Raw genomic sequence first — 21324 nt, 5'->3', positions numbered from 1 at the left:
AACAATACCCTACGAGTGAGGAAGACAAGATGCGTTTGAAACCGTTAGTAACCGCGCTCTGTGCTGGCGCGCTGCTTGCCGCAACGCCGTTTGCGCAGGCGAAAGATCTGAAGTCCATTGGCGTGACGGTGGGTGACCTGGCTAACCCGTTCTTCGTGCAGATCACCAAAGGTGCCGAGCTGGAAGCGCGCAAACTGGCGGGGGATAACGTCAAGGTGACGCTGGTCTCCAGCGGGTACGATCTGGGCCAGCAGGTGGCGCAGATCGACAACTTCATCGCCGCGAAAGTGGACATGATCATCCTCAACGCCGCGGACTCCAAAGGGATCGGCCCGGCGGTGAAGCGCGCGAAGGACGCCGGGATCGTGGTCGTGGCGGTTGACGTCGCGGCGGAAGGGGCTGATGCGACCATCACCTCCGATAACACCCAGGCGGGTGAGATGGCCTGTAAGTACATTACCGACCGCCTGAAAGGGAAAGGCAACGTGGTGATCATCAACGGACCGCCGGTCTCAGCGGTGCAAAACCGCGTGGAAGGTTGCCAGACGGAGTTCAAAAAACATCCGGATATCAAGGTGCTCTCGGATAACCAGAACGCCAAAGGCAGTCGTGAAGGCGGTCTGGAAGTCATGACCTCCCTGCTGGCGGCCAATCCGAAGATCGACGGCGTGTTTGCGATTAACGATCCGACGGCGATCGGCGCCGATCTGGCCGCGAAACAGGCGCAGCGCAATGAGTTCTTTATCGTTGGCGTGGATGGTTCACCGGACGGTGAGGAAGCGCTGAAGCGTGAAAACTCGCTGTTTGTGGCGACCCCGGCGCAGGATCCGCAGGTCATGGCGGCAAAAGCGGTGGAGATCGGCTATGACATTCTCCAGGGCAAACCTGCGCCGAAAGCGCCCGTGCTGATCCCGGTGACGATGATCGATAAAAAGAACGTCGGCACGTATAAGGGGTGGACGGTTAAATGATCCTTTTCCCTCTTCCGCAGGGAGAGGGAACTGTTTTCAAGGAGTCCCCATGAAACGCTCCGACATTAACGAAATCCTCGGCCACACGCGGCAGTTTTTCTCCATGCACGACGTTCATCTCCCGCCTTTTGCCAGCTTTCCGCCAACGAAATGGCAGCAGCTTGACCAGGCCGCATGGCAGGAAGTGTTCGACCTCAGGCTCGGCTGGGACGTGACGGCATTCGGCGGCAATAACTTTGCCGCTGAGGGCCTGACGCTGTTTACCCTGCGCAACGGCTCGCCTAACGGCGTGCCGTATGAAAAAAACTATGCCGAAAAAATCATGCACGTGCGTGACGGCCAGGTCACGCCGATGCATTTTCACTGGCGGAAACGGGAAGACATCATCAACCGGGGCGGCGGGAATCTGATCGTGGAATTATGGAATGCCGGGGCGCATGAAGAGACGGAAAACACCGACGTGACGGTCACCGTCGACGGCTGCCGTCAAACCCACGCCCCCGGCAGCCAGCTGCGCCTCACGCCAGGGGAAAGCATCTGCCTGACGCCCGGTCTTTACCACAGTTTCTGGGGCGAACGCGGCTTCGGCGACGTGCTGGTCGGGGAAGTGTCCTCGGTCAATGACGATGAACACGACAACCACTTTTTGCAGCCCGTTGCCCGCTATAACAACATCGAAGAAGACGAGCCGGCGCTGCTGGTGCTGTGCAACGAGTACAACCTGTTTCGGATATAAGGGGTGAATGATGCCATTGATTTCTCTTGCCGACGGTCTTGCCCACGCCAGACAACACCGCTATGCGCTGGGCGCGTTTAACGTGCTCGATTCCCACTTCCTGCGCGCGCTGTTCGCCGCCGCAAAGCAGGAGCGCTCGCCGTTTATCATCAACATCGCCGAAGTGCACTTTAAGTACGTGTCGCTGGATTCCCTTGTCGAAGCGGTGAAGTTCGAAGCCGCCCGTCACGACATTCCCGTGGTGCTCAATCTCGACCACGGCCTGCATTTCGAGGCGGTGGTGCGCGCCCTGCGCTTAGGGTTCAGCTCGGTGATGTTCGACGGCTCTACGCTGAGCTATGAGGAAAACATCCGCCAGACGCGGGAAGTGGTGAAGATGTGCCATGCGGTGGGCGTCTCGGTGGAGGCGGAGCTGGGCGCGGTCGGGGGTGATGAAGGCGGCGCGCTTTACGGACATGCGGATGAAGCCTTCTTCACCGATCCACAGCTGGCGCGCGAATTTGTCGATTCAACCGGCATCGACGCGCTGGCCGTCGCCATCGGCAACGCACACGGCAAGTATAAAGGCGAGCCGAAGCTCGATTTCCCGCGTCTGGACGCCATTCGTCAACAGACGGGACTGCCGCTGGTTTTACACGGCGGCTCCGGGATTAGCGATGCCGACTTCCGCCGCGCCATCGAGCTGGGCATTCATAAAATCAATTTCTATACCGGGATGTCGCAGGCCGCGCTCGACGCCGTGGAGCAGCGTATGGCAAAACGCCAGCCGCTCTACGACGAGTTTGCCGAGCTGCTGCTGGGGATAGAAGAGGCGATTACGGATACGGTCGCCGAACAGATGCGCATTTTCGGCAGCGCGGGGCAGGCATGATGGAACGCAAAGGCATCATCGCCGCAGGCAATATGCTGGTGGACCACGTCCACCAGATCGTGCAGTGGCCGGAGCGCGGCTGGCTGGCGGAAATCACCCACAGCGAACGCTCAACCGGCGGCGCGCCGCTCAACGTCCTGCTGACGCTGGCGAAAATGCACGTTGGCCTGCCGCTGCAGGCGGTGGGGCTGATTGGCGAAGACAGCGACGGAGACTACATTCTGGCGATGCTCGACCAGTACCACGTCAACCGCCAGCGCGTACAGCGCACCACCTTTGCGCCAACCTCCATGTCGCAGGTGATGACCGATCCCAGCGGACAGCGCACCTTTTTCCACTCACCGGGGGCCAACCGCCTGCTGGATCTTCCCGCTTTCGATCGCTTAGACGGATCGATGAAGATCTTCCATCTCGGCTATCTCCTGCTGCTCGACAGCCTGGATATGCCCGATGACGAGTTCGGTACCCGCAGCGCGCGGCTGCTGGCACAAATGCGTGAACAGGGGTATGAAACCTCGCTCGACCTGGTTTCCCGCAAGGGTGACCCACGCTATCAGCCGCTGGTGCTCCCTGCCCTGCGCCATCTCGACTATCTGGTCATTAACGAGCTGGAGGCCGGTGAGTTTAGCGGCCTGACAATGCGTGACGAAAACGACGCCCCGCACATTGCCCATATCGCCGATGCCGCGGCGCAGCTGCTGGCGGCAGGCGTACGCCAGCGGGTGGTGATCCACTGTCCGGAAGGCGCATGGGGAGAAGCCCGCGGTGAAGAGGGTCGCTGGATCCCGTCATGGATGCTGGAGCAGGAAGAGATTATCGGCAGCGTCGGCGCGGGCGATGCCTTTTGCGCGGGCTTTTTATACGGCTGCCATGAATCGCTGCCGCTGACAGAGAGTATTTATCTGGCACACGCCTGCGCGCGGGCAAGCCTGCTGGCCGCCAATGCGATTGACGGTGCAAAAACGCTGGCCGAGCTGCAGGCGTTTATTCGCGAGAGCGTGTAATTTAACAATAATTGCGATATTTCATTACAGTTCTATGAATTTTACATCCCCGAACTACACTCTCTCCATCTGGCATATTCGGCGTGGGCAGTACACTGTCCGCACACTTTTCCGAAATGAGATAGAAAGAGGACAAGGGAAAAATGTTCGCAGCCATCATCATCGGTATTTTCATTATCAGCGTTATTTATGCGCATTCACGCGGCAAAGAAAAACAGACGCTTTCTCGTCAGCTCTTCGACCATTCGACGTTCATGGCACCCATCAATATGTTTATGACGGCGTTTTCCTCCCTGCCCGCCAGGCAGCCTTTCTTTGAAACAGAACGCTTCCCGGAATTAAATAAGCTGACGGAAAACTGGCTGGTTATTCGCGAAGAGGCGCTGCGTTTGCAGCATCATATTAAGGCAGCGGAAAATAATAACGACGCTGGCTTTAACACCTTTTTTAAACGCGGCTGGAAACGTTTTTATCTGAAGTGGTATGCCGATGCCCATCCCTCCGCGCAGTCTTTATGCCCGGTGACGACCCGGCTGGTAAGTGAAATCCCCTCAGTGAAGGCGGCCATGTTTGCCGAGCTGCCGGCGGGAGCGAAGCTTGGCAAGCACCGGGACCCTTACGCGGGCTCGGTTCGTTACCATCTGGGCTTATTCACACCGAATGACGAACGCTGCTTTATTGAAGTCGACAGGCAGCGCCACAGCTGGCGGGATGGTGAAGCCGTTATTTTTGATGAGACCTACGTCCACTGGGCAGAGAATAAAACGGATCAAACGCGCATTATTCTCTTCTGCGATATTGAGCGTCCGATGAAATGGCGCTGGGCGCAGGCGGTTAACCATTGGGTGGGAACCACGCTAATGTCTGCTGCCAGCTCACCGAATGACGAGAATGACAGCACTGGCGGCATTAACCGTATTTTTAAATACGTTCATGCAGGTCGCGAGCGGGGGCAGCGTCTGAAAAAAAGAAACCGTAAGGCCTATTACGCCCTCAAGTATCTGTGCATCGCTGCAATCTTTGCCGCCATCATTGTTCCGGCGATAACGTAAGCCTTATGCCGCCTGTTCGGGCCGGCTCACATCGGTGGCAAACACGTAACCCAGCCCGCGGATCGTTTTGATAAGCGCGGGCTGATGCGGGTTAGCCTCTATTTTCCGGCGCAGGCGCATGATCAGCACGTCAATCGTGCGATCGAACACGTCGGCGCTTTCGCTGTGGGTCAGCTCGAGCAGCCTGTCACGGCTCAGCACCCGACGGGCATTTTGCGTGAGCGCCAGCAGCAGGCCGTACTCGCCCTGGGTTAAGGGCACGGGATTACGCTGCGGATCGCTCAGCTCGCAGCGGGTGGTATCAAGCGTCCATCCGTTAAACGCAATACCCGCGACGGGCGCTGCGGGAGCTTCCGCCGCCAGCACGCCCGTACGGCGCAGCACCGCTTTCACGCGGGCAACCACCACGCGCGGGTTGAACGGTTTGCCAATATAATCGTCGGCCCCCATCTCCAGCCCCACCACCACGTCTGACTCGCTGCCCAGCCCGGTTAACATCACAACCGGTAGCGCCGGACGCTGCTTTTGCAACTGCAGCAGAACCTGCAGGCCGTTGATATCCGGCAGCATCATATCCAGCAGCACAAGCGCGATATTCGGCTCCTGCTGCACCTGGCGCAGCGCATCCTGGCCGTTATGGCAGACAAGCACGCTAAAGACGTGCTCGCTCAGCACGTCCTGAAGCAGTTCGCAGACTGCCGTATCGTCATCAACCACCAGAATCGCCGGTTTCATCGTATGCTTCCGTCAGGGGATTATGTTAAGTCTGAACTATTCTGCCGTCGGCTCCAGTCAAAAGGTTTTTTCAGTGACGGAAATTCAACCCATGTCACATCCGCCGCCCTGTCGACACGTCAATTTTGACGATTGGCTGCTTTTTGTCAGGGTTTTCACCCCGAATGGGCCGTAAAGTCAGGGGATACCCATACAAAAAACATGGCATAGAAGCTGCATAGTGGGTGCGAACGATTCGATTAACTGGAGCAGACTGATGAAAAAAGTCGTCACGGTTTGCCCTTATTGTGCCTCAGGTTGCAAGATCCACCTGGTGGTCGATAACGGCAAAATCGTCCGGGCGGAGGCCGCACAGGGGAAAACCAACCAGGGCACGCTGTGCCTGAAAGGTTACTACGGCTGGGATTTTATTAACGATACCCAAATCCTTACCCCGCGCCTGAAAACCCCTATGATCCGCCGCGAGCGCGGCGGCAAGCTGGAAGCCGTCTCCTGGAACGAGGCGCTGGATTACGTCGCCACGCGCCTGAGCGCCATCAAGGCCAAGTATGGCCCGGATGCCATCCAGACTACCGGCTCTTCCCGCGGGACGGGAAATGAAACCAACTATGTGATGCAAAAATTCGCGCGCGCCGTTATTGGTACCAATAACGTCGACTGCTGCGCTCGCGTCTGACACGGCCCATCGGTTGCAGGTCTGCACCAGTCGGTCGGTAACGGCGCAATGAGTAATGCCATCAACGAGATAGATAATACCGATCTCGTCTTCATCTTTGGTTATAACCCGGCGGATTCTCACCCTATCGTCGCGAACCACGTTATTCGCGCTAAACAGAATGGGGCGAAAATCATCGTCTGCGATCCGCGCAAAATTGAAACCGCGCGCATTGCGGATATGCACATTGCATTGAAAAACGGCTCGAACATCGCGCTGTTGAACGCAATGGGACACGTCATCATTGAGGAGAACCTGTACGACCAGGCGTTTGTCGCGACCCGTACGGAAGGCTTTGAAGAGTATAAGAAAATAGTCGAAGGCTACACGCCAGAGTCGGTTGAAGCGATAACCGGCGTCAGCGCGCAGGCGATCCGTCAGGCGGCCAGAATGTATGCCGGAGCGAAAACCGCCGCCATCCTCTGGGGCATGGGCGTGACCCAGTTCTACCAGGGCGTGGAGACCGTGCGCTCGCTGACCAGCCTCGCGATGCTGACCGGTAATCTGGGTAAAGCCCACGTTGGCGTGAACCCGGTGCGCGGTCAGAATAACGTGCAGGGCGCCTGCGATATGGGCGCGCTGCCGGATACTTATCCTGGCTACCAGTACGTGAAATTCCCGGAGAACCGCGCCAAATTCGCGAAGGCCTGGGGCGTGGAAAGCCTGCCGGAACACACCGGGTACCGCATCAGCGAGCTGCCGCACCGCGCGGCGCACGGCGAAGTGCGTGCGGCCTACATCATGGGTGAAGATCCGCTTCAGACCGACGCCGAGCTCTCTGCAGTGCGTAAAGGATTTGAGGATCTGGAACTGGTGATTGTCCAGGATATCTTCATGACCAAAACCGCGGCGGCGGCGGATGTCATTTTACCGTCGACCTCCTGGGGCGAGCATGAAGGCGTCTACACCGCGGCCGACCGCGGCTTCCAGCGCTTCTTCAAGGCGGTCGAGCCGAAGTGGGATCTGAAAACGGACTGGCAGATTATCAGCGAAATCGCCACCCGTATGGGCTACCCGATGCACTACAACAACACCCAGGAGATCTGGGACGAGTTGCGCAGCCTGTGTCCGGACTTCTACGGCGCCACCTATGAAAAAATGGGTGAGCTGGGATACATCCAGTGGCCGTGCCGGGATGAGTCGGAGGCCGATCAAGGCACGTCCTATCTCTTTAAGGAGAAATTCGACACCCCGAACGGGCTGGCGCAATTCTTCACCTGCGACTGGGTCGCGCCCATTGATAAACTCACCGATGAGTATCCAATGGTGCTCTCCACCGTACGTGAAGTGGGCCACTACTCCTGTCGTTCGATGACCGGCAACTGCGCCGCGCTGGCGGCACTGGCGGACGAACCGGGCTATGCGCAAATCAACACCGCCGATGCGGAACGCCTTGGTATTGAGGACGAGGCGCTGGTGTGGGTGAATTCGCGCAAAGGGCGGATCATCACCCGTGCGCAGGTCAGCGATCGTCCAAACAAAGGGGCGGTCTATATGACCTATCAGTGGTGGATTGGTGCCTGCAACGAGCTGGTGACGGAGAACTTAAGCCCGATAACCAAAACGCCGGAGTATAAATACTGCGCCGTCAACGTTGAGCCGATTGCGGATCAGCACGCGGCGGAACAGTACGTGATCGACGAATATAACAAGCTAAAAGCCCGACTGCGCGAAAGCGCAATGGGTTGAAGCCGTTAATTCATCGATGAATAAAGGGAGTGATATATTCACTCCCTTTTTATTTCCGATTAATTCATAAGAAATAGAAATTATTATTCTGGAAAGCGGCTCGCAGAAATAATGTAATTTTCGCGAAAAGAAATTACATCTTTGCATTTTAATTCAGAGAGATAAGATATGCGGCGGGTGCTTAAGACTTTCTGTCTTGAGCATTGTTGAGGGACAGAAAGTAGAAAGCCCCGGGAAATTTTCATTTACCCGAGGCTACTCCCTCAACTCCCAACAGGTTGAGAGTAGCCTCTTATTCTTTTTTTGACAAGGAGTAAAAGGCATGACGCCATTAAAAACTGCGTTAGGCATCGTCTTTATTGTTTGCCTGACGATAGTGATCTTTACCTTTATTACTCGCGGTAAGCTCTGCGAGTTTTCAATAAAGAGTGAACATCAGGAGGTGGCGGCTAAATTAGCCTGCAACCCAGGCTAACCTCTATGGGCGGAACAACGGTTCCGCCCGGCTTGTAGGATGCTGAGGTCTTAATGCACCCATTTTTTTCTTTTGCGCCCGCGATTATACTGCGCGGCGTGTACCCAGATGATAAGAATCCATGAAAGCCATTTTTCTGTTGTTAGTGTTTTTAACGTCCTTCGCCCGCGCGGATGAGATAGGCAGCCAGTATCGGAAACAGGCGGAAGCCGGTGATGCGCGTGCCCAGTATTATCTTGCCGATACGTACTTCAGCTCCGGCGACAGCAAGCAGGCCGCGCTGTGGGCCGAGAAAGCCGCGAAAGGCGGCGATGTCGACGCCATGGGGTTGCTCTCGCAAATCCTCTTTACGCAGGGAGATTACGCACAGGCCAAAGCCCTGGCCCAACAGGCAAACATTGCTGGCAGCAAACGCGGCGCGATCATGCTGGCGCGCATTCTGGTAAATACTCAGGCGGGGAAAACGGACTATCCGCAGGCTATCAGACTGCTGCAAACGGCAACCGAAGATATTGACAGTGACTCTGCGGTCGATGCACAGCTGCTGCTGGGGTTGATTTATGCCAACGGCGTCGAGGTGGCGCAGGATGATGTGCAGGCCGCCTCGTGGTTCAAGCGGAGTTCAGCCCTTTCGCGTACCGGCTACGCCGAGTACTGGGCAGGGATGTTGTTCAGGCAGGGTGAGAAAGGCTTTATCACGCCAAATAAGCAGAAAGCACTGTACTGGTTGAACCTGAGCTGTACTGAAGGGTTTGATACGGGATGTGAAGAGTTTGATGCGTTGAGTGGGGAGTAAAGTGCCGGGTGGCGGTTTCGCCTTACCCGGCCTACAAGACCCGTAGGCCCGGTAAGCGCAGCGCCACCGGGCTTAAGAGATTACCGATCGGCAGTCTTATCAAAACGACCCAGCACCTCGCGTTCATACGCCAGCGCCTTTTTACGATCGAATTTGTGTTCCCACTTGGCGATAACCAGCACCGCCAGTGCATTACCCACCACGTTCAGCGCCGTACGCGCCATGTCGAGGATACGGTCCACGCCCGCGATAAAGGCCAGGCCTTCCAGCGGAATACCGACGCTGCCCAGCGTCGCCAGCAGCACCACGAACGAAACGCCCGGTACGCCTGCGATACCTTTTGAGGTCACCATCAGCGTCAGCACCAGGACGATCTCCTGCCACAGCGACAGGTCAATGCCATACAGCTGCGCAATAAAGATAGCGGCGATACTCTGATACAGCGTGGAACCATCCAGGTTAAAGGAGTAACCGGTCGGCACCACGAAGCTGGTGATCGACGCTGGCGCGCCGTAGGCTTCCATCTTCTCAATAATACGCGGCAGCACGCTCTCAGAGCTTGCCGTGGAGTAGGCCAGAATCAGCTCATCTTTCAGGATACGGATCAGGATCCAGATGCTCAGCCCGCACAGACGCGCCACGATGCCCAGCACCACCAGCGCAAAGAACAGGATCGCGAAGTGCACCAGAATCACCAGCTTCGCCAGCGGCCAGAGGGAGGCAAAACCGAAGTTCGCCACGGTGACGGCGATAAGCGCAAACACCCCTACCGGCGCGTAACGCATCACCATGTGGGTCACTTTAAACATGGTCTCGGAGATAGAGCGGAACACGGTCACCAGCGGTTCGCGGTGCGTCGCGGGCAGAGAGGAGAGCCCCAGACCAAACAGGACCGAGAAGAAGATAATAGGCAACATCTCGCCCTTCGCCATCGAGGCCACGATGTTGGTCGGTACCAGAGAAAGGATAGTGCCCATCAGGCCGTGCGCATGGCTCTGCACGTCAGCGGTTGTACTTTGGTATTTCGAAATATCCACCGTAGCCAGCTGCGACATATCAATCCCGGAACCCGGCTGGAACACGTTCGCCAGGGTGATACCGAGAATGATCGCAACCGTAGTGATCACTTCGAAATAGATAATGGTTTTCGCACCAATACGACCTAACTGCTTCGCATCGCCGACGCCCGCAATACCCACCACCAGCGTCGAGATCACAATCGGTACCACAATCATCTTGATCAGATGAATAAAGATATCCCCTGCCGGTGAAAGCAGGTTCGCAATCAGCCAGTCGCGACTGTCGCTGTGATAGTGGAGGTAACTGCCCAGCAAGATGCCCAGCACAAGGGCAATTAAGATCTGCCAGGCCAGGCTGACTTTAACGTTTTTCATAGAAACTGACTTCCTCAATGAAGCGCCTTATTCACTCAAACTGCATGAATAGGGGGACATACTGATAGGGTATGAATTGTGTTGCGTCGATTTATGGGATTTTTTAACGCGGCGTATGAGTATCATTTGCGCGGCCTGTTGCGCAAGCCTTAAAGAACGACGCATTTCACTCGTAAAAGCGTCCGTGACGGGAGTTTCTCCTGTTTCTAATAAATAACCTTTTGTTATAAAAACGCTTTTTTAAACATAAATGTGAATAATCGTCAGCATAAATTATTTTCCTTCAAAGTTTCATTCGCTCATTTTTCAACCTGTTCAAACAATGCGTGATCTGTAGCCCAAATAATAAACAAAGCTTGTAAAGCCCCTACTATTAACGTTTTTGCGACATATTATTAACATCTTACAAGGAGAAAAAAAGCCATGAGCCAAATACACAAACATGACATTCCCGCAAACATTGCGGACCGTTGCCTGATCAACCCGGAGCAGTACCACGAGAAATATCAGCAATCTATCACCGCCCCGGACACCTTCTGGGGTGAGCAGGGCCATATCCTGGACTGGATCAAACCTTATCAGAAGGTGAAGAACACCTCCTTTGCGCCCGGTAACGTCTCCATTAAATGGTATGAAGATGGCACGCTGAACCTGGCGGCGAACTGCCTTGACCGTCACCTTGCCGCGCGCGGGAACGAGACGGCGATTATCTGGGAAGGCGATGATGCCTCGCAGAGCAAACACATTACTTATAAAGAATTGCACCGCGACGTGTGCCGCTTTGCCAACGTCCTGCTGGATAAAGGCATTAAAAAAGGCGACGTGGTCGCAATCTATATGCCGATGGTGCCGGAAGCGGCGGTGGCCATGCTGGCCTGCGCGCGTATCGGCGCCATTCACTCGGTTATCTTTGGCGGGTTCTCGCCAGAGGCGGTTGCGGGTCGTATTGTCGATTCAAGCTCAAAACTGGTGATCACCGCCGATGAAGGCGTGCGTGCAGGACGCGGTATCCCACTCAAGAAAAACGTCGACGAAGCGCTGAAAAACCCGAACGTCAAAACGGTCAGCAACGTCATCGTCCTTAAGCGTACCGGCGGCAAAATCGACTGGCACGAGGGGCGCGACCTGTGGTGGAGCGACCTGATTGAAAAAGCGAGCGACCAGCATCAGCCTGAAGAGATGAATGCGGAAGATCCGCTCTTCATTCTTTACACCTCTGGCTCAACCGGCAAACCGAAAGGCGTGCTGCACACCACTGGCGGGTATCTGGTCTACGCGGCCACCACTTTCAAATACGTCTTCGACTACCACCCGGGCGACATCTACTGGTGTACTGCCGACGTGGGCTGGGTCACCGGGCACAGCTATCTGCTGTATGGCCCGCTGGCCTGTGGCGCAACAACGCTGATGTTTGAAGGCGTACCGAACTGGCCGACCCCGGCGCGTATGTGCCAGGTCGTCGACAAGCATCAGGTCAATATTCTCTACACCGCGCCTACGGCGATCCGCGCATTAATGGCGGAAGGCGATAAAGCCATCGAAGGCACCGATCGCTCTTCATTGCGCATACTTGGTTCCGTGGGCGAGCCGATTAACCCGGAAGCCTGGGAGTGGTACTGGAAGAAAATCGGCAACGAGAAATGCCCGGTCATGGACACCTGGTGGCAGACCGAAACCGGCGGTTTCATGATCACCCCAATGCCGGGCGCCACGCAGCTGAAAGCAGGCTCGGCAACCCGTCCGTTCTTCGGCGTGCAGCCTGCGCTGGTGGATAACGAAGGCAACCCGCTGGAAGGCGCCACCGAAGGCAACCTGGTGATCACAGACTCGTGGCCGGGTCAGGCGCGTACCCTGTTCGGCGATCACGATCGCTTCGAGCAGACCTACTTCTCGACCTTTAAAAACATGTACTTCAGCGGCGACGGCGCGCGCCGTGATGAAGACGGTTATTACTGGATCACCGGACGCGTGGACGACGTGCTGAACGTCTCCGGCCACCGTCTGGGCACCGCGGAGATTGAATCGGCGCTGGTGTCGCATCCGAAGATTGCCGAAGCGGCCGTTGTCGGTATTCCGCACAACATCAAAGGCCAGGCGATTTACGCCTATGTCACTCTGAACCACGGGGAAGAGCCGTCGCCAGAGCTGTACACCGAAGTGCGCAACTGGGTGCGTAAAGAGATTGGCCCGCTGGCCACGCCGGACGTGCTGCACTGGACCGACTCGCTGCCGAAAACCCGCTCCGGCAAAATCATGCGCCGTATCTTGCGCAAAATCGCGGCAGGGGACACCAGCAACCTCGGTGATACCTCAACGCTCGCGGATCCTGGCGTGGTGGAAAAACTGCTCGAAGAGAAGCAGGCCATCGCAATGCCATCGTAATCTTTTCTCCCTCTCCCCGTGGGAGAGGGCCTGGGTGAGGGCATCAGACCGCACCTTCCTCCCCTCACCCTCTCCCCATAGGGGAGAGGGGATAAAAACAAACCAACCTTACCTTTGGAGACTCTGTGATGAATGACCATATTTGTCAGCAGATAGAGAATAGTGCGCACTACAGGGAGCTCGTCGATAAGCGGCAACGGTTTGCCTTCACCCTTTCCATCATCATGCTGATTATCTATGTCGGCTTTATTCTGCTGATCGCCTTTGCGCCGCACTGGCTGGGCACCCCGCTGCACGAGGGGACCAGCGTGACGCGCGGTATTCCCATTGGCATTGGCGTGATCGTGATTTCATTTGTGCTCACCGGCGTCTACGTCTGGCGCGCGAACGGTGAATTCGATCGTCTTAATAAAGCGGTACTGCAAGAGGTAAAAGCATCATGAAGCGAGTCCTGACGGCGCTAGCCGCCACACTTCCCTTTGCCGCCCACGCGGCGGATGCCATTACCGGCGAGGTACAGCGCCAGCCAACCAACTGGCAGGCGATTATCATGTTCCTGATTTTCGTGGTGCTGACGCTGTACATTACGTACTGGGCGTCGAAACGCGTGCGCTCCCGCAACGACTACTACACCGCAGGCGGCAACATTACCGGCTTCCAGAACGGCCTGGCGATTGCGGGTGACTTTATGTCCGCCGCCTCGTTCCTCGGGATCTCCGCGCTGGTCTACACCTCCGGCTATGACGGCCTGATTTACTCCCTCGGCTTCCTCGTCGGCTGGCCGATCATTCTGTTCCTGATTGCCGAGCGCCTGCGCAACCTGGGTCGCTATACCTTCGCCGACGTGGCCTCGTATCGCCTGAAGCAGGGGCCGATTCGCACCCTCTCCGCCTGCGGTTCGCTGGTGGTGGTGGCACTGTATCTGATCGCGCAGATGGTGGGCGCGGGTAAATTGATCGAGCTGCTGTTCGGCCTGAACTACCACATCGCGGTGGTACTGGTGGGCGTGCTGATGGTGATGTACGTCCTGTTCGGCGGCATGCTGGCCACCACCTGGGTGCAAATCATCAAAGCGGTATTGCTGCTGTTCGGCGCCAGCTTTATGGCCTTTATGGTGATGAAGCACGTCGGGTTCAGCTTCAATAACCTGTTTACCGAGGCCATGGCGGTCCATCCGAAAGGGGAAGCCATTATGAGCCCGGGCGGGCTGGTGAAAGACCCGATTTCTGCCCTGTCGCTCGGTCTGGGCCTGATGTTTGGTACCGCAGGTTTACCGCACATTCTGATGCGCTTCTTCACCGTGAGCGATGCGCGTGAAGCGCGCAAGAGCGTCTTCTACGCTACCGGCTTCATGGGCTACTTCTATATCCTGACCTTTATCATCGGCTTTGGCGCGATCATGCTGGTGGGGGCAAACCCGGCATTTAAAGATGCCGCGGGCGCGCTGATTGGCGGTAACAACATGGCGGCGGTGCATCTGGCCGACGCGGTGGGCGGCAACCTGTTCCTCGGCTTTATCTCTGCCGTGGCCTTCGCCACCATTCTTGCGGTAGTTGCGGGTCTGACACTGGCCGGGGCGTCTGCGGTTTCGCATGACCTCTACGCCAACGTCTTCCGCAAAGGCGCGAGCGAGCGCGATGAGCTGAAAGTCTCCAAAATCACCGTGCTGGTGCTGGGCGTTGTGGCGATCCTGCTGGGCATTCTGTTCGAGAAGCAAAACATCGCCTTTATGGTGGGGCTGGCCTTCTCCATCGCGGCAAGCTGTAACTTCCCGATTATCCTGCTCTCCATGTACTGGTCGAAACTGACCACCCGTGGCGCGATGATTGGCGGCTGGCTGGGGCTGCTGACGGCGGTGATTCTGATGATTCTGGGCCCGACAATCTGGGTGCAGATCCTCGGTCACGCCAGCGCCATCTTCCCGTATGAATACCCGGCGCTGTTCTCCATTGCCGTGGCGTTTATCGGTATCTGGGTCTTCTCGGCCACCGACAATTCGCCGGAGGGTAACCTGGAGCGCGAGAAATTCCGCGCCCAGTTTATTCGTTCACAAACCGGTCTTGGCGTTGAGCAGGGCCGCGCGCACTAAACCTTTCTCCCCGGCCATTCTGGTCGGGGAGCTTAAAACATCACCCACGCCACCAGCGGCGCAACCAGCACCATCACCACGCCCGACAGCATCATCACCAGGCTCGCGACAACGCCCTCCTGCTGGCCCAGCTCATAGGAACGTGCCGTGCCCGCGCCGTGCGACGCCGCGCCAAATCCCGCGCCTTTGGCCATTCCTTCCCGAATAGAAAGCCGCAGAAAGAGCATATCGCCCACTGCCATCCCGAAGACGCCCGTCACCACCACAAACAGCGCCACCAGATCCGGCTGTCCGCCGAGGGGTTTAGCCGCCGCCAGCGCAAACGGCGTGGTCACCGAGCGCACGGCCAGGCTGCGCTGAATTTCATCGGGCAGCGTAAACAGTCTCGCCAGCCAGACGGAGCTACAGACCGCGACCACCGTGGCGGTGATCACGCCTGCGCTGAGCGACATCCAGTGGCGCCTGATAATCGCCAGGTTGTCATAAACGGGCACGGCAAAGGCGATGGTCGCCGGGCCGAGCAGCCACAGCAGCCAGTGGGATTCACCAATGTAGTTCTGCCAGGAAATGTGGCCGAAGACCAGCATCAGCACCAGCAGGATCGGCGTGAAGACCAGCGGCATCAGCGGCAGCGCATGAAATCGGCGATACAGCCGCTTGTTGGCGAAGTAGATCCCGAGCGTCGCGATCAGGCACAAGACGCTGATCTGAAAGTTAGTCATGTTTGTGCCTGCTGATTTCAAACCGGTAGACTTTATCCACGACCCAGGCGGTCGCCCCCAGCACCATCAACGTACTCAGCGCGATCACCGCAAAGATTCGCCAGCCGTCCACCATCAGCAGTTGCGCATAGTTCACCACCGCCACCACGGCAGGAACAAAGAACAGCAGCATCTCCGCCAGCAGCCAGCGCGCCCCGGCGCGCACCCAGTTAAGGGGGATCACGCGACAGAGGATGAGCGTCAGCATCAACAGCATCCCCACCAGGTTGGCAGGCAACGGCAGGTGGAGCCAGCCGACAAGATATTCGGCGAAAACAAACAGTCCCGCGTAGAGCAGTACCTGAACCGGGACCTGGAGTCGTTGTACAACGGCAGGCGTAACACGGCTTAACGCCACGGCCATGGGGGTTTTCCTCAAAAATGAGACGAGGCGCCAGTATAGTGAGCGCACGGTGTGGACTGAAATGAATTAAAATCATCAAAGGTATAGTTTCGAGGAATAATCATGGACATAAGAACGCTGCGCTATTTTGTCGAAGTGGTTCGTCAGCAAAGTTTTACCCGCGCAGCGGAGAAGTTGTTTGTTACCCAGCCCACCATCAGCAAGATGCTGAAAAACCTCGAAGATGAACTGAACTGTACCCTGCTGATCCGCGACGGGCGCAAGCTGCTGCTGACCGACACCGGACGCGTGGTGTTCGAACGCGGACTGGCGATTCTGGCGGAGTTCCGCCAGCTGGAAGCAGAGCTGGACGATATTAATCATCTGACCAAAGGGGTGCTTCGCCTCGGCATTCCCCCGATGGTCGGCATGATGATGGCCGGACCGATTAGCCTGTTTCGCCAGCGTTATCCCGGCGTAGAGCTGAAGATTTCGGAGTTTGGTGGGTTAACCGTCCAACAAGCGGTCACTAACGGCGAGCTCGACGTGGCAATGACCGCCCTCCCCGTTGAGGAAGAGAGCGGCCTGGCGACGCTTCCGCTCTTTAGCCACCCGCTGTGCGTGCTGGTGCCCCGCTCCGGCGACTGGCTAAAGAGGGAGTCGGTGAAGCCTGAACTGCTCGGCGAGCACCCTCTGCTGATCTACAACGAAGACTTCGCCCTCAGCCGCCAGCTGATGACGCTGTTTAACCAGCATAACGTCAAGCCGCGCATTGCGGTACGCAGCGGACAATGGGATTTCCTGGCAGCGATGGTGCAGGCCGGCGTGGGGATTGCCATTCTGCCGCAGCCGATTTGCGAGCGTCTGGATAAAAACACGCTGCGCTGGATCCCACTGGAGAGCGATCTGCACTGGCAGTTAGGGATGATCTGGCGTGAAGGGGTCTATTTGTCGCAGAGCGCGCAGGCGTGGCTGCAGTGTTGTGAGGGGTTTTGGGTACGGTCTGAATAGTGCCCGGTGGCGCTGCGCTTACCGGCCTACGTTCGAACCGTAGGCCGGGTAAGGCGAAGCCGCCACCCGGCAAAACAGCGCTACTGATTCTCTATCAACAGCGCTTCCAGCAGGTCCAGATCGTGCAGCAGCTTTTGCAGCGTCTCGTTGCTGATCTGGCGCGTGGCGCGCAGGTGGTACAGTTCGGCACGCTCTGAGCGCAGCGCTGCCAGACGGAACCGGCGTTCCAGGTTCTCCTCCTGCAGCGAGCTTTCCACATCGTTACGCCCGTCCGCGCGGCGGCGAAGATTACCAATTACGCGGGAACTCACTTCCGTCAGCAGCTGATTATCGATGTTCTCTTCCGCATCCGCGGCCAGACGCTCTTCCATTTTCTGGATGGCGACAATCGCCACTTCGGCGGTCGCTGCACGCGCAATGCGCTCTTCCTTGTGCTGCTGGGTCGAATCACCGACATCAATATGCTGGAGTAAAATCGGCAGCATAATCACGCCGACAAACAGTGAGAACAGAATGACGCCCGCCGCCAGGAACACCAGCTCGTAACGCGCCGGGAAGACGTCGCCCGTCGGCAGCAGCAGCGGAATGGAGAGGACACCGGCAAGGGTGATCGCCCCGCGTACGCCCGCAAAAGAGGCAATCAGCAGTTCACGCGTTGTCCACGAACCAAACTCCATCGGCTTTTTCTTCAGGAAGCGGACGCTGAAGTTTTTCATCGTCCACAGCCAGCCGAAACGCACCAGCATCAGCGCAAGGTAGATCAGCACGATGTCGGTAAACAGCATCCAGACTTCAACGTTCGGATCGGCTTCGGCCGCCACCAGCGAGGATTCCATAATGCCCGGCAGCTGCAGGCCCAACAGCAGGAACACCATGCCGTTAAAGACAAACTCCAGCATGGCCCAGGTGCTGTTTGCACGCAGACGCATGGCCAGCGGCGCGCGGCGCATCACGCCGGAGCGGGTGATGGTCATCCCTGCCGCCACTGCCGCCAGAATGCCCGACACGCCGATATGTTCGGCAATCAGATAAGAGGCGAACGGCAGCAGGAACAGCAGCACGATCTGCGTCGCGGGTTCATCGCCGCCCCAGCGGCTGAGGAAGCGCAATGAGCGGCCGTACAGCCAGCTCACCACGAAGCCCGCGAGAATACCGCCGATGGCTACCTTAAAGAACTCCAGCGTCGCGCCGCCGACGGTAAAGACCATCGTGCCCATCGCAACGGCCACGGCAAACTTCAGGGCAACCAGGCCGGAGGCGTCATTCATCAGCGCCTCACCCTGTAAAATCCCCATGATTTTCTTCGGAATGCGGCCTTCGCCCACAATACCGGACAGCGCCACGGCATCGGTTGGCGACAGTACGGCGGCCAGCGCAAAGGCAGGAATTAACGGAATGCCCGGTACCGTCCAGTAGATCAGAAAACCAATCCCGACGACGGTGACCACCACCAGCGCCAGCGCCAGGCCGAAGATCTCTCGCCCGTGCTCAAGGAATTCGCGCGTGGGCGTTTTCCAGCCATCCGCAAACAGCAGTGGCGGAATGAACAGCACGAGGAACAGTTCGGGGTCAAATTCCACGTGCAGGCCAAACGTCGGCCACGCCAGCAGCGCGCCGATGGCAATTTGCATTAATGGCAGGGGGACCTGAAAGGGCAGTACGCGTGTAACCACCCCGGATAGCGAGACCACAAGGGTCATGATGAGTATTGTGAAGAAGATTTCCATGCGTTCCCTGTTTGCTGTGTTGCTTATGTACTCCGGAAGGCGTCGTGCCTTTTATTCTATCTTCACCAGAGTAACGCAAAAGGCAACAGGATGAGTCCTGAAAATAAAAACGGGCGGCCTGAGCCACCCGTTTTCGCATCAAAGGCCAATTTAGATTGCCCAGCCGCCCGCGTAAAACGCCACCAGCGCAACGGCAATCACAACGGTGCCAACGTTCAGCTTGCGCCACTCCCCGGAGACCAGACGACCAATCACCAGCGACGCGAAACCGATCATAATGCCGGTCACGATGTTACAGGTCAGCACGATAAAGACCGCGGTAATCAGGCCAGACATCGCGTCCACGAAATCCGCAAAGTCGATTTTCGCCACATTGCTCAGCATCAGCAGGCCAACGTACATCAGCGCTGGCGCGGTCGCGTACGCCGGAACCAGGTAGGAGAGCGGAGAGAGGAACAGGATCAGCATGAACAGCACGCCAACGGTGATCGCCGTCAGGCCGGTTTTACCGCCTGCCGCCGTACCCGCTGCGGACTCGATGTACACCGCCGCAGGCGCTGCGCCCACCAGGCCTGAGAAGACGCTGCTCAGGGAGTCCGTCGTCAGCGCTTTGCCGCCGTCAATAATCTGACCGTCTTTATCCAGCAGGTTCGCCTGACCGGCCACCGCACGAATGGTACCGGTCGCGTCAAACACAGCGGTCATTACCAGCGCCAGCACGCTTGGCAGGATGACCGGGTTCAGCGCGCCAACGATATCCAGGCTGCCAATCAGAGAGTTGCCTTTGTCATCGCTCAGCGACGGCATGGCGAAAATGCCGGAGAAATGGACGTTCGGATCGAAAATCAGGCCGACAATGGAAACGCCGATAATAGTCAGCAGAATGCCGCCCGGGACTTTCAGTTTTTCCAGACCAATAATCACCGCCAGCCCGATCAGCGACATGATCACCGGGAAGCTGGCGAAATGGCCGAGCGCCACCGGCAGACCGTCCAGCGGGTTCTTGATGACCAGACCGACGCCGTTGGCGGCGATCAGCAGCAGGAACAGGCCGATGCCGATGCCGGTACCGTGCGCCACGCCCTGCGGCAGGTTGCGCAAGATCCAGCTACGGATGCCGGTCGCTGAAATAACGGTAAACAGCACACCCATCAGGAACACGGCGCCCAGAGCAACCGGTACGCTGATGTGCTGGCCCAGCACCAGGCTGAACGCGGTAAACGCGGTCAGGGAGATGGCGCAACCAATCGCCAGCGGCAGGTTCGCCCACAGGCCCATCACGATAGAGCCCACGCCGGCCACAAGGCAGGTCGCTACAAAGACAGCTGCTGGCGGGAAGCCCGCTTTGCCCAGCATGCCCGGCACAACGATGACGGAATACACCATCGCCAGAAACGTTGTCAAACCGGCAACGATTTCCTGGCGCACGGTGCTGCCGCGGGCCGAAATTTTAAACATGGCGTCAAGTGAACCGCCAGTACGCGCAGATGGCGTAGACATAGAAAACATCCCCTGAGAGTTTTTTAGGAAGTCCGTAAGCGAGGTGGAGACGCCACTGCCAGCTAAACGTCAAATCCTTGTGTTGCGTTTGCGACGAAAGGGCGTCACAGAAAAAGCAAACGTTTAGCTCCGCGCTTACAAACGGGTGGTCAAATTAAGGCAAACGATTATCTAGCCTAATCAACGCCCTTTTCAACTGAACTTTATCGTTTTTCGCTAAAATTCACTTATGACGCTGAAGAAATAAACAGAGGATGCGCAAACGTTATCGTCTATGCGCAATTTGTTTACATTTCAATCCTCCCCCGGGATGGATAACGGCCCCCCTTGTGCCAGGGTTCGTTGCCAGCCAGGGCTGTTTTCAACCTTCGTTTTCCATGCCTGACTATGCGGCAGGTTATTAATACCGCCGCGCGCCAGCAGGGCAAAGATCGGGAAACTCATCTGGATGTCGGCCATGCTGAGCGAATCCCCGGCAAACCAGCTGTTTTTAGCAAGGTGCGACTCAATAAAGCGTGCATGGGTTTCCAGCTGGCGGTTGAGGTACGCTTTCTGCACCCCCTGCCCCAGCGCTTTCCCCAGGGTTCGGATACCAAACGGCACGGGCGGCTTGCCGAGGCTGTTGAAGACCAGCTTCATTAACAGCAGCGGCATCAGCGACCCTTCCGCGTAGTGCAGCCAGAAGCGGTACTGCACCTTATGCGCCGGATCTAAAGGCTTAAGCCGCGACTCAGCATCGTATGTTTCCTGCAGATACTCCAGAATGGCGCCTGACTCTGCGAGGATCAGTCCGTTATCTTCGATGACCGGTGATTTGCCCAACGGATGCACCTTTTTGAGCGCCTCAGGTGCCAGCATGTTCTTTTCGCGCTGATAATGAACGATCTCATAAGGCAGACCGAGTTCTTCCAGCGCCCAGATTACGCGGTGCGAGCGCGACTGGTTTAGGTGGTGTACCGTGAGCATGGCTTTCTCCTGTTATTCATACTTTTTAACTATAGAAAATTGAACAACACCGCGAAAAAAATTCGGCTAAAAACCGGTCAGCGTCGCTGGCGAAAAAACGGGCCTTG

At 57.2% G+C, this 21324-nt stretch carries 19 protein-coding genes; 12 read left to right on the top strand and 7 right to left on the bottom strand.

What is annotated here, in order from left to right; translation table 11 throughout:
- The first annotated feature begins 29 nt into the window (after nt 1-29).
- The 5 genes from ACMGGU_RS23180 (at nt 30) to lpxO (ending at nt 4634) form a co-directional block, all read left to right on the top strand.
- Complete coding sequence (locus tag ACMGGU_RS23180) at nt 30-971, top strand: ABC transporter substrate-binding protein (RefSeq protein ID WP_021242935.1); 942 nt, start codon at nt 30-32, stop codon at nt 969-971.
- 49 nt (nt 972-1020) lie between these two features.
- On the top strand, nt 1021-1707 hold the full coding sequence (locus ACMGGU_RS23175; protein WP_045909188.1) for a D-lyxose/D-mannose family sugar isomerase: 687 nt from the start codon (nt 1021-1023) through the stop codon (nt 1705-1707).
- A gap of 10 nt (nt 1708-1717) precedes the next feature.
- Entirely contained in the window at nt 1718-2578 is an 861-nt protein-coding gene (locus tag ACMGGU_RS23170; RefSeq protein WP_420300990.1) for a ketose 1,6-bisphosphate aldolase, read from the top strand.
- A complete protein-coding gene (locus ACMGGU_RS23165) occupies nt 2578-3582 on the top strand; it encodes a carbohydrate kinase family protein (protein ID WP_063622854.1) in 1005 nt (334 codons plus the stop codon). The genes ACMGGU_RS23170 and ACMGGU_RS23165 overlap by 1 nt, the downstream gene beginning before the upstream one ends.
- Nucleotides 3583-3725: 143 nt before the next feature.
- Nucleotides 3726-4634 carry a lipid A hydroxylase LpxO gene (gene lpxO / locus ACMGGU_RS23160; protein WP_048030248.1) on the top strand — a complete coding sequence of 303 codons (909 nt, stop codon included), beginning with the start codon at nt 3726-3728 and terminating at the stop codon, nt 4632-4634.
- 3 nt (nt 4635-4637) lie between these two features.
- Here lpxO and ACMGGU_RS23155 read toward each other — a convergent pair whose 3' ends face one another.
- A complete protein-coding gene (locus ACMGGU_RS23155; protein WP_045909185.1) occupies nt 4638-5369 on the bottom strand; it encodes a response regulator in 732 nt (243 codons plus the stop codon).
- 256 nt (nt 5370-5625) lie between these two features.
- Between ACMGGU_RS23155 and fdhF the strand changes: the two genes are divergently transcribed.
- The 3 genes from fdhF (at nt 5626) to ACMGGU_RS23140 (ending at nt 9044) form a co-directional block, all read left to right on the top strand.
- Nucleotides 5626-7773, top strand: a complete 2148-nt coding sequence (gene fdhF, locus ACMGGU_RS23150; RefSeq protein ID WP_082087749.1) for a formate dehydrogenase subunit alpha — start codon at nt 5626-5628, stop codon at nt 7771-7773.
- Nucleotides 7774-8095: 322 nt separating this feature from the next.
- Nucleotides 8096-8248 carry a Hok/Gef family protein gene (locus ACMGGU_RS23145; protein ID WP_045909184.1) on the top strand — a complete coding sequence of 51 codons (153 nt, stop codon included), beginning with the start codon at nt 8096-8098 and terminating at the stop codon, nt 8246-8248.
- A 121-nt stretch (nt 8249-8369) separates the two neighbouring features.
- The gene (locus ACMGGU_RS23140) at nt 8370-9044 is read left to right on the top strand and encodes a tetratricopeptide repeat protein (protein WP_023618154.1); all 675 of its coding nucleotides are present in this window, start codon (nt 8370-8372) and stop codon (nt 9042-9044) included.
- An 80-nt stretch (nt 9045-9124) separates the two neighbouring features.
- Here ACMGGU_RS23140 and gltP read toward each other — a convergent pair whose 3' ends face one another.
- Nucleotides 9125-10438, bottom strand: a complete 1314-nt coding sequence (gltP, locus tag ACMGGU_RS23135) for a glutamate/aspartate:proton symporter GltP (RefSeq protein ID WP_045909183.1) — start codon at nt 10436-10438, stop codon at nt 9125-9127.
- Between the two features lie 423 nt (nt 10439-10861).
- Between gltP and acs the strand changes: the two genes are divergently transcribed.
- From acs to actP, 3 genes are all read left to right on the top strand, one after another.
- Nucleotides 10862-12820, top strand: a complete 1959-nt coding sequence (acs, locus tag ACMGGU_RS23130) for an acetate--CoA ligase (protein WP_111967839.1) — start codon at nt 10862-10864, stop codon at nt 12818-12820.
- 128 nt (nt 12821-12948) lie between these two features.
- Nucleotides 12949-13263 (top strand): DUF485 domain-containing protein, encoded by a 315-nt coding sequence (locus tag ACMGGU_RS23125; RefSeq protein ID WP_008503396.1) that lies wholly within the window; start codon nt 12949-12951, stop codon nt 13261-13263.
- The gene (gene actP / locus ACMGGU_RS23120) at nt 13260-14909 is read left to right on the top strand and encodes a cation/acetate symporter ActP (protein WP_045909181.1); all 1650 of its coding nucleotides are present in this window, start codon (nt 13260-13262) and stop codon (nt 14907-14909) included. The genes ACMGGU_RS23125 and actP overlap by 4 nt, the downstream gene beginning before the upstream one ends.
- 32 nt (nt 14910-14941) lie before the next feature.
- Here actP and ACMGGU_RS23115 read toward each other — a convergent pair whose 3' ends face one another.
- Nucleotides 14942-15631 carry an LrgB family protein gene (locus ACMGGU_RS23115; RefSeq protein WP_045909180.1) on the bottom strand — a complete coding sequence of 230 codons (690 nt, stop codon included), beginning with the start codon at nt 15629-15631 and terminating at the stop codon, nt 14942-14944.
- Nucleotides 15624-16034, bottom strand: coding sequence for a CidA/LrgA family protein (locus ACMGGU_RS23110; protein ID WP_021242769.1), 411 nt, complete (start codon nt 16032-16034; stop codon nt 15624-15626). The genes ACMGGU_RS23115 and ACMGGU_RS23110 overlap by 8 nt, the downstream gene beginning before the upstream one ends.
- 102 nt (nt 16035-16136) lie before the next feature.
- On the opposite strand from ACMGGU_RS23110, the gene ACMGGU_RS23105 reads away from it, so the two are divergent.
- Complete coding sequence (locus ACMGGU_RS23105; RefSeq protein WP_024906729.1) at nt 16137-17024, top strand: LysR family transcriptional regulator; 888 nt, start codon at nt 16137-16139, stop codon at nt 17022-17024.
- 80 nt (nt 17025-17104) lie between these two features.
- On the opposite strand, the gene ACMGGU_RS23100 is transcribed toward ACMGGU_RS23105, so the two are convergent.
- The 3 genes from ACMGGU_RS23100 to ACMGGU_RS23090 all read right to left on the bottom strand — a co-directional run bounded on the left by ACMGGU_RS23100 (nt 17105) and on the right by ACMGGU_RS23090 (nt 21217).
- Nucleotides 17105-18751, bottom strand: a complete 1647-nt coding sequence (locus ACMGGU_RS23100; protein ID WP_008503391.1) for a Na+/H+ antiporter — start codon at nt 18749-18751, stop codon at nt 17105-17107.
- Nucleotides 18752-18901: 150 nt separating this feature from the next.
- The gene (ghxP, locus tag ACMGGU_RS23095; RefSeq protein WP_008503390.1) at nt 18902-20251 is read right to left on the bottom strand and encodes a guanine/hypoxanthine transporter GhxP; all 1350 of its coding nucleotides are present in this window, start codon (nt 20249-20251) and stop codon (nt 18902-18904) included.
- Nucleotides 20252-20545: 294 nt separating this feature from the next.
- Nucleotides 20546-21217, bottom strand: a complete 672-nt coding sequence (locus tag ACMGGU_RS23090) for a glutathione S-transferase family protein (protein WP_104949641.1) — start codon at nt 21215-21217, stop codon at nt 20546-20548.
- Nucleotides 21218-21324 lie beyond the last annotated feature (107 nt).

Source organism: Enterobacter sp. BNK-8, assembly GCF_048685095.1.
Taxonomy (GTDB): Bacteria; Pseudomonadota; Gammaproteobacteria; order Enterobacterales; family Enterobacteriaceae; genus Enterobacter; species Enterobacter quasiroggenkampii.
Note: the sequence above shows the minus strand (reverse complement) of the source record. Positions and strands in the feature narration are given on the sequence as shown.

What these genes read in the sequence shown, in the direction of transcription:
- ACMGGU_RS23180 (WP_021242935.1), top strand. Translation starts at nt 30, where the DNA reads ATGCGTTTGAAACCGTTAGTAACCGCGCTCTGTGCTGGCGCGCTGCTT.
- ACMGGU_RS23175 (WP_045909188.1), top strand. Translation starts at nt 1,021, where the DNA reads ATGAAACGCTCCGACATTAACGAAATCCTCGGCCACACGCGGCAGTTT.
- ACMGGU_RS23170 (WP_420300990.1), top strand. Translation starts at nt 1,718, where the DNA reads ATGCCATTGATTTCTCTTGCCGACGGTCTTGCCCACGCCAGACAACAC.
- ACMGGU_RS23165 (WP_063622854.1), top strand. Translation starts at nt 2,578, where the DNA reads ATGGAACGCAAAGGCATCATCGCCGCAGGCAATATGCTGGTGGACCAC.
- lpxO (WP_048030248.1), top strand. Translation starts at nt 3,726, where the DNA reads ATGTTCGCAGCCATCATCATCGGTATTTTCATTATCAGCGTTATTTAT.
- ACMGGU_RS23155 (WP_045909185.1), bottom strand. Translation starts at nt 5,369, where the DNA reads ATGAAACCGGCGATTCTGGTGGTTGATGACGATACGGCAGTCTGCGAA.
- ACMGGU_RS23145 (WP_045909184.1), top strand. Translation starts at nt 8,096, where the DNA reads ATGACGCCATTAAAAACTGCGTTAGGCATCGTCTTTATTGTTTGCCTG.
- ACMGGU_RS23140 (WP_023618154.1), top strand. Translation starts at nt 8,370, where the DNA reads ATGAAAGCCATTTTTCTGTTGTTAGTGTTTTTAACGTCCTTCGCCCGC.
- gltP (WP_045909183.1), bottom strand. Translation starts at nt 10,438, where the DNA reads ATGAAAAACGTTAAAGTCAGCCTGGCCTGGCAGATCTTAATTGCCCTT.
- acs (WP_111967839.1), top strand. Translation starts at nt 10,862, where the DNA reads ATGAGCCAAATACACAAACATGACATTCCCGCAAACATTGCGGACCGT.
- ACMGGU_RS23125 (WP_008503396.1), top strand. Translation starts at nt 12,949, where the DNA reads ATGAATGACCATATTTGTCAGCAGATAGAGAATAGTGCGCACTACAGG.
- actP (WP_045909181.1), top strand. Translation starts at nt 13,260, where the DNA reads ATGAAGCGAGTCCTGACGGCGCTAGCCGCCACACTTCCCTTTGCCGCC.
- ACMGGU_RS23115 (WP_045909180.1), bottom strand. Translation starts at nt 15,631, where the DNA reads ATGACTAACTTTCAGATCAGCGTCTTGTGCCTGATCGCGACGCTCGGG.
- ACMGGU_RS23110 (WP_021242769.1), bottom strand. Translation starts at nt 16,034, where the DNA reads ATGGCCGTGGCGTTAAGCCGTGTTACGCCTGCCGTTGTACAACGACTC.
- ACMGGU_RS23105 (WP_024906729.1), top strand. Translation starts at nt 16,137, where the DNA reads ATGGACATAAGAACGCTGCGCTATTTTGTCGAAGTGGTTCGTCAGCAA.
- ACMGGU_RS23100 (WP_008503391.1), bottom strand. Translation starts at nt 18,751, where the DNA reads ATGGAAATCTTCTTCACAATACTCATCATGACCCTTGTGGTCTCGCTA.
- ghxP (WP_008503390.1), bottom strand. Translation starts at nt 20,251, where the DNA reads ATGTCTACGCCATCTGCGCGTACTGGCGGTTCACTTGACGCCATGTTT.
- ACMGGU_RS23090 (WP_104949641.1), bottom strand. Translation starts at nt 21,217, where the DNA reads ATGCTCACGGTACACCACCTAAACCAGTCGCGCTCGCACCGCGTAATC.